This window comes from Sphingomonas bacterium (genome assembly GCF_903644055.1).
GTDB lineage: Bacteria > Pseudomonadota > Alphaproteobacteria > Sphingomonadales > Sphingomonadaceae > Sphingomonas_I.
In genome coordinates this window covers 1-6,677 of sequence record NZ_CAHJXD010000247.1, presented here as the reverse complement: position 1 = coordinate 6,677, position 6,677 = coordinate 1, and the positions used below count along the sequence as shown (strand labels likewise).

The 6,677-nt window shown below is 64.8% G+C and carries 6 protein-coding genes; 4 read left to right on the top strand and 2 right to left on the bottom strand.

Annotated elements, in window-relative coordinates; genetic code table 11:
• Nucleotides 1–379: Sua5 family C-terminal domain-containing protein (locus tag HUU94_RS10870; protein WP_302480200.1), on the top strand; the 379-nt coding region annotated here is incomplete at its 5' end.
• 107 nt (nt 380–486) lie between these two features.
• Here HUU94_RS10870 and msrA read toward each other — a convergent pair.
• Nucleotides 487–1,032 (bottom strand): peptide-methionine (S)-S-oxide reductase MsrA, encoded by a 546-nt coding sequence (gene msrA / locus HUU94_RS10865; RefSeq protein ID WP_174275098.1) that lies wholly within the window; start codon nt 1,030–1,032, stop codon nt 487–489.
• 149 nt (nt 1,033–1,181) lie between these two features.
• Here msrA and HUU94_RS10860 point away from each other — a divergent pair, with 149 nt between their 5' ends.
• Nucleotides 1,182–2,726 (top strand): O-antigen ligase family protein, encoded by a 1,545-nt coding sequence (locus tag HUU94_RS10860; RefSeq protein WP_174275097.1) that lies wholly within the window; start codon nt 1,182–1,184, stop codon nt 2,724–2,726.
• A gap of 281 nt (nt 2,727–3,007) precedes the next feature.
• Complete coding sequence (locus HUU94_RS10855; protein WP_174275096.1) at nt 3,008–4,576, top strand: hypothetical protein; 1,569 nt, start codon at nt 3,008–3,010, stop codon at nt 4,574–4,576.
• A gap of 9 nt (nt 4,577–4,585) precedes the next feature.
• Here HUU94_RS10855 and HUU94_RS10850 read toward each other — a convergent pair whose 3' ends face one another.
• A complete protein-coding gene (locus HUU94_RS10850) occupies nt 4,586–5,542 on the bottom strand; it encodes a class I SAM-dependent methyltransferase (RefSeq protein ID WP_174275095.1) in 957 nt (318 codons plus the stop codon).
• A 167-nt stretch (nt 5,543–5,709) separates the two neighbouring features.
• Here HUU94_RS10850 and xrtV point away from each other — a divergent pair, with 167 nt between their 5' ends.
• The gene (xrtV, locus tag HUU94_RS10845) at nt 5,710–6,630 is read left to right on the top strand and encodes an exosortase V (protein ID WP_174275094.1); all 921 of its coding nucleotides are present in this window, start codon (nt 5,710–5,712) and stop codon (nt 6,628–6,630) included.
• Nucleotides 6,631–6,677 lie beyond the last annotated feature (47 nt).

The following is a 6,677-nucleotide window of genomic DNA, read 5'->3' as shown; positions in this document are numbered from 1 at the left end:
GGGATTGCGGGTGCTGCGGCCCGGCGCGTTGGAAGGCGGCAAGCTCGCCGCGATCGCGGGCGTCCGGCTGCTGGAAGGGGCCTCCGCCGCGATCGAGGCGCCGGGGCAGCTCGCCAGCCATTACGCCCCTGCCCTGCCGATCCGCCTGAATGCCGAGGCGGCCGGGCCGCACGAATGGCTGATCGGCTTCGGCGGCGTGGCGGGCGATCGATCGCTCTCGGCGTCGGGCGATCCGACCGAGGCCGCCGCCAACCTGTTCGATGCGCTGCATGAAGCCGATGCCTCGGGACGGACGGCGATCGCTGTGGCGCCGATCTCCGAGGCGGGACTGGGCGTCGCGATCAATGATCGACTGCGGCGCGCGGCGGCGCCACGTTAGTTCCCATTACGTCACCCCAGCGCAGGCTGGGTCTCGTGCGGCAGGCGCGCGCTCCATACGACGAGATCCCAGCCTGCGCTGGGATGAGATGGTTGGGCGGGGAAGGATCAGCTTGCCGCATTCTCCTTGAGCCGCGCGGCGTAGCTCTTGCGCAGCTTGGCGAGCTTGGGCGGGATCACCGCGAGGCAATAAGGATTGCTCTGTCCTTCGCCGTCCCAATAGCCCTGGTGATAATCCTCGGCGGGATACCAGATGTCGTCGGGCTCGATCGTGGTGACGATCGGCTGGTCGAAATCGGGCTGATTGCGCGCCTTGGCGGCGCGGGCCTCGGCCTCCTGCTCGGGCGAGTGGGGGAAGATCGCCGAGCGATATTGCGTGCCGACATCGTTGCCCTGCCGGTTGAGCTGGGTCGGATCGTGCGTGTGGAAGAATATGTCGAGCAGATCGCCATACGACAGTACCGCCGGATCGAAGCGGATGCGCAGGCCCTCGGCGTGGCCGGTGTTGCCGCCGCACACCTGCTTATAGGTAGGATCGACCACCGAGCCGCCGATATAGCCGCTCTCGACGCTCTCGACCCCCGCGATATCCTGGAACACCGCCTCCACGCACCAGAAGCAGCCGCCCGCCACCGTCGCAATCTCTTCCGCCATGCCGCCGATCTCCATTTCCTCGATCGGAAATGGGGACGGCGGCGGCAGGTTCAACGCCGTGCGGGCGCACGCCCCTTGCATCGGGCGTCGCCAGCGGCGGGATGCGCTGTTAGGACGGCATCGAACGCGCGAGCGGCGAAGGGCGAGAGATGCTTTCCAGCATAATCATGGGCATCAAGGGCGGCGTCTTCATCGCGGCCGCCTGCTGGCTGTTCGCACGGCTGCTGCGCCCCGAGGATGCCAAGTGGATCAGGGGCGCGCCGACCTTCCTGGCGATCTTCATCTTCGTGTTAGGCGCGTTCGCCTACAACGTCTGGCTCTATTATGTCGTGCTGCTCTTCCTGATCCCGTGGAAGGCGCGCAGCCGGGCAGAAGCGGTGGCGCTCTACCCCATCGCGCTGGTGTCGCTGCCCGCGATGACGGTGTATATCGCCGCGGGCGGCATGATGATCAGCCCGGTCGACAAATGGCTGGTCTTCGCGATCGGCATGGTCATCACCATGTTCATCAGGCGCAAGCGCGGCGGGCGCGTCACCGGCTATCTGGACATTGCCTGGCTGATGTTGTTCGGCTTGGAATTCGTCCAGGCGCGCGGCATGAACCTCACCAGCGCGATCCGCACCTGGACCACGCCGGTTATCGCGCTGACCATCCCCTATTTCGTCGTCAGCCGGAACCTGAAGAGCGTCGAGGATATCCGCCGCGTCTTCCTCGCCTTCTCGTTCGTGGGATTCGTGCTAGGCTTCATCTCGCTGATCGAGACGACGACGCACTGGCTGATCTACCAATCGCTGTACGAAACGCTGCACCTGCCGCGCGGCGGCGTATCGCTGTATCTCAAGATCCGCTCCGGGCTGCTGCGCGCGCCGACATCGTTCGACGAATCGACCAGCTTCGGGCTGTTCCTCGCCTTCACGATGATGTTCTGCATGGCGGGGCGCGACGTCTTCAAGAAGAAACGCGGCTGGCTGATCGCGCTCGGCGTGATGTTCCTCGGCACGGTCGCCGCCAATTCGCGCAACGCCTGGGTCGCGCTGGCGATCGGGCTGCCGCTCTACGATCTCTATCGCAAGCGCTACGCTTCGCTCGGTGCGAAGATCGGGCTGATCGCGATCGCCTACGGCACGCTGATGCTGGCCGCCGAATTCTCGCCTTATGTCGCGACGCTCACCGGCCAGACGGCGGATACCTCCAGCACCGCCGAATACCGACGCCTACTGCTTCAGCGCGGCCTGGAAGAAGCGCGCAAGCATCCTTGGACGGGGACCAGCCTGGACGAGGTGCTCGGAAATCTGCAGGACATGAAGCAGGGCGAGGGCATCGTCGATCTGGTCAACGGCTATCTCTCCTATGCGCTGACGGCGGGCTATGGCGGCGCCGCGGCGCTGCTCATGGCATTCCTGCTGCCCTGCCTGCTGATGTTCGCCAAGGCGCGCTCGCTCGCTTATGATCCGAGGCTGCAACGCTATGGCGCCGCGATCTGCGCGATCGCCGGATTTTCGATCGTGACCACCTTCAACACCAGTTTCGGCGGCAAATCGATCACCTTCTATATCCTCACGATCGCGATCGGCACGGCGATCCTTTCGATCAAGCGGCCGAAGCGACCGCGGACTGGGCGAGAGGACGCGGCCGAAGCGCCGACGTCGGCACCCCCGCCCGCCACGCGAGAGCCGCTCGCGTTAACGAGTTGAGGCTGCAAGGCTGAGCCCCGCCAGGAGGATCGCCGAAGGCGGAAGTCGCTTATGCAGGCGAGCCAGACCGATGCGGTGACGATGGATCGGGGTGGGATGCTCGACCAGGTGCCAGGAAGCGATGGCAAGTGGCAAGGTCGCCAGACAGCCGCCGAGGATCACCCCGTGCGGGCCGCCCCTAAGAGAGACTTGGATGCAGGCCAACGGTGGTCGATTTGCCATGGCGATCGAATTGCCTAAATGTGCATTCCCGAAGATCCGGTCAACCGAGGGCACTCAAGATGAAGGGAAGCATGAAGATCGGCGGGGCGATCGTCGGCCTAGGTCTTGCAGCTCTGGTCGCGGCGCCGCTCGCGCGCCATCATCTCGGCATCGCCGAGGCGCAGACCCATCCCGAACGCGGCATCGACCCCAAGATCGTGCAGCCGCTCGCGATCGGCATGAATCTGGGTGGTCCCTCTTACTTCACGAGCGAGGAAGTCTTCGCCGATCCGATCAAGACCCGCGGCACGCTCTTCTGGGAAACCGATCCGCGCGGCCCGCTCGGAGATCAGCTAAAGCTGGACGATGGCGGCCGTCCGATCGACGTGCCCGCCGGGACGAGGCTCTCCGCCCGGATCCATGACGGCCTCGCACCGCTGATCACGGGAACCTATCGCTGCACGATCGCGCCAGGCTGGCGGATCGAGGAGGCGGTCGGCGGCCAGGTCTCGCAATCTGGAACAAAGTTCACGGTCACGGTCCCGGCGAAGGGATTGACCGATAAGACGGTGCTCGTCGTCATGTCCGCCGAAAAGAACGGCGCGGCGCTGACGGAATTGTCCTGCCGTTATCCCGGCGACCGGGGCAACGCCATCTTCCGTCAGGATTTCCTCGACGATATGAAGCCGTTCCGCGTGATCCGCTTCATGGACTGGATGGCGACCAACAACGCGCCGCTCAGGACCTGGGCGCAGCGCACCACGCCGTCCTCGATCGAACAGATCCGCCACGGCATGTCGGTCGAATATATGGTGGCGCTCGCCAACCAATTGCATTCCGATCCCTGGTTCACGCTGCCGCTGGACGTCGACCAGGGCTATTACCGCAACTTCGCGACCTATGTCCGCGATCACCTCGATCCCGGCCTCAAGGCCTATGTCGAACTGTCCAACGAGGTCTGGAACGACACCTTTCAGCAGGCGAAGGACGCGACCCAGCGCGGCAAGAAGCTCTACCCCGGCGTGTCCGACGACAAGGCCAACGACTATTACTACGGCGATCGCGTTCGAGAGCTGATGTCGATCTGGAGCGACGTGTTCACGGGCCAGCGGCAGCGGATCGTGCGCGTGCTGGGTTCGATGGGGTGGGATCTGCGCACCGACCAGCGTCTGGGCCATAAGGAAACCTGGAAATATGTCGATGCCGTGGCGATCGCGCCTTATTGGGGCGACGTGCCCAACGATGTCCCTTCGACGGGCAAGGCGCGCGTGGAGGCGGTGATCGCCAAGACACCAGGTTATATCGATCAGGCGCTCGCCGCGGGCCATGCCAGCAAGGTCATGGCCGCCAAATACGGCCTGCCGCTCATCACCTACGAGGGCGGCCCGGGATATTGGGCCTATGATCAGGCGATGGTGAAGGACATGGAGGAGGTTTCGAACGATCCCCGCGTCTACGCTTATTACCAGATCTTCCTCCGCCGCTGGCAGAAGGAGATCGGGGGCACGCTCGTCCTCTATCAGGCCACCGCCCCGACATTGTTCGGCCACAGACAATATACCGGCCAGCCGCTTTCCGAAGCACCGAAGATGCGCGCCGTGCTGGATTTCATCAATCAGCTCCCGACCGCTGCGCCACCGCGTCCATGAGTACAAACCTTAGCGCGTTGCCACCAGCACCACCCATTCGCCCTGGCCGCCCTTCAGCAAGGAGAGAAGGCGCTTCCGCCTGAGCGTCGCCGCGTCGGCCCCCGCGACGGTGGCGCCGGCCGCCGCGGCGATCCCGGCGGACGCCTCGAGCATCCCCTTGCCGACCGAGCTGAACACCACCGCGCGGCCGAATCCCGCCCGGCGCGCCAACGCCTTCAATGTGGCGATATTGAAGAGGAACAGGTGGCGTGGCTGCTCCAGGCCCCGCCAGTAGCGCCCGAACACGCCATGCCCCAGAGAGCCGATGTTCGGGGTAATGAGCACCAGCCTACCGCCGGGGCGGAGCAGGCGATGGCATTCGCCGACCGTGGCGATCGGATCGGATACATGTTCGATCACGTTGTTCATCACGATCGCATCGAAAGACGCGGCCGGGAAGCCCTGATCCAGCAGATCGCCCATCTCGGCGCGAACACCCGGGATCGACCGGGCGGCTTCCACCGCCTTCCGATCGAAATCGATACCGAACGCCGCCCACCCGGCGCGCGCCGCGGCGGCGAGAAAGCTTCCGCTGCCGCAGCCGATTTCCAGCAACCGGCCCGGAATCATTCCCTGAAGATGAAGCAGATCGGTCTGATAGGCAGGGCGCCTCCAGAACAACAGGCGAGCCAACACCGACTTTACGATCTTCTTGAGCCCGCCACCGTAATAATTCTGCTCATCCACCGCGCCATCTTCGGCGTGCGTGTAATAGCTTTCATAGAGTTTTCCGACCTGATCCGGCAGCGGCCTCGGATCGACCCAGCCCAGACGACAGTCGGCAGACGCGCACTGGCGGATGGACCATGTTCCCGGCGCGCCGAACAGAGGATCCCTGAGGCCATCATGAAGCAATCGACTGTCATTGCCGCACAGGATACAATCCGAACGGTTTTCGGCCAGAATGCCGTCGTTATCCACGCTCATGCACCCACCGTGCCGCTTGAGACCGAGAACATCATGATCGCATGTCCTCTTGAAGCGCGGCGTAGCATCGGGGCGGAAGGATGGATAGCTACGGGGTCGCGCTCCGCCACAAGGCCGATCGAAACGCGTTGCCGCCGTCGCGATCTCGGCTAAAGGCAGCGATGACGATGACCTCTTCCACGCTCGCCGCCAAGGATGCCGAGGCTCACGCCCGCGGCGATCTGCTGCCCCCCGATTGGGGCCGGGTGCTGCTGCGCCGGCACTGGCTGATGATCGTCGGCGCGCTGGCGCTGATCGTGCCGACGATGGTGATGGTCGCGCAGGATAGCTGGTCGACCGAGCAGGGCGCGCACGGGCCGGTCGTGCTCGCGACCGGGCTGTGGCTGGCGCTGCGGATGCGGCGCAGCTTCACGCCGTTCATCACGCCGGGCAGCCTGGCGGTAGCGCTGCCGCTTCTGGCGATCGGGCTGATCGTCTATGCGCTCGGCCGGATCAGCGGCACGCCCGAGATCGAGGGCTATGCGCTCTACGAGGTGCTGGTCGTCCTGGCCTATGCCTATCTCGGGCTCAAGGCGATGCGGCTGATCTGGTTTCCGATATTGTATTTCTTCTTCCTGTTCCCGCCGCCGGATTCGGTGGTGGCGGCGGTGACGCAGCCGCTGAAGCTCGGCATCTCGCGCGCGGCGGTATGGCTGCTCGATGCGTTCGGGCTGCCGATCGCGCGCACCGGGGTGATCATCCAGGTCGATCAATATGACATATTGGTCGCCGCGGCCTGCTCGGGGCTCAATTCGATCATCAGCCTTTCGGCGATCGGATTATTCTACATCTACATGCGCCACAATGCGAACTGGCGCTATGCGCTGCTGCTGATGGTGGCGATCGTGCCGGTGGCGGTGCTCGCCAATTTCGTGCGCGTGCTGGTGCTGATCCTGGTGACCTATTTCTTCGGCGATCCGGTGGCGCAGGGCTTCCTGCACGGCTTCGCGGGGATGACGATGTTCGCGGTGGCGCTGCTCGGCATCTTCGGGATCGACATGCTGGCGGCACCGATCCGCCGCAAGCTGGCGCGCGGTGGACAGGGGTGAGCGACGCGCCCACCGCCGACGCCGGGGCCCCGATCGCGCGCCCGTCC

Coding starts and splice junctions, on each gene's coding strand:
- HUU94_RS10860 (WP_174275097.1), top strand. CDS start 1,182: ATGCTTTCCAGCATAATCATGGGCATCAAGGGCGGCGTCTTCATCGCG.
- HUU94_RS10850 (WP_174275095.1), bottom strand. CDS start 5,542: ATGAGCGTGGATAACGACGGCATTCTGGCCGAAAACCGTTCGGATTGT.
- msrA (WP_174275098.1), bottom strand. CDS start 1,032: ATGGCGGAAGAGATTGCGACGGTGGCGGGCGGCTGCTTCTGGTGCGTG.
- xrtV (WP_174275094.1), top strand. CDS start 5,710: ATGACCTCTTCCACGCTCGCCGCCAAGGATGCCGAGGCTCACGCCCGC.
- HUU94_RS10855 (WP_174275096.1), top strand. CDS start 3,008: ATGAAGGGAAGCATGAAGATCGGCGGGGCGATCGTCGGCCTAGGTCTT.